Source organism: Blautia sp. MSK20_18 (genome assembly GCF_020553125.1).
GTDB lineage: Bacteria > Bacillota > Clostridia > Lachnospirales > Lachnospiraceae > Blautia_A > Blautia_A fusiformis.
The window spans coordinates 1-359 of record NZ_JAJCGR010000106.1 but is presented as its reverse complement, the minus strand read 5'-3'; the positions used below and the strand labels follow the sequence as shown (position 1 = coordinate 359).

Annotated in this window: 1 protein-coding gene; it reads left to right on the top strand. The window is 40.1% G+C overall.

The features are described from left to right. Positions 1-4: 4 nt before the first annotated feature. On the top strand, positions 5-359 hold a 355-nt coding region (gene tnpA, locus LI091_RS18430; protein WP_265191457.1), incomplete at its 3' end, for an IS200/IS605 family transposase.

The window sequence follows — 359 nt, the reverse complement described above, 5'->3', positions numbered from 1 at the left end:
AAATATGAACACAACATATAAATCAAACAACAATGTCGTCTATTCCTGTAAATACCATGTAGTATGGTGTCCAAAGTATAGACGAAAAGTATTAATTAATGGTGTGGACGTCCGGCTGAAGGAGCTGCTCACAGAGTATGCTGCAAATCTTTCTGTAGACATTCTGGAAATGGAGATCATGCCAGATCATGTTCATATGCTTTTGGAAGTAGATCCTCAGTTTGGCATCCACAAAGCTGTAAAGTCATTTAAAGGCTATACGTCCAGAATTTTAAGACAGGAATTTCCCTATCTTAAAACGAAAATGCCGACTCTCTGGACAAACAGCTATTTTGTATCGACGGTGGGCGGTGCTCCGC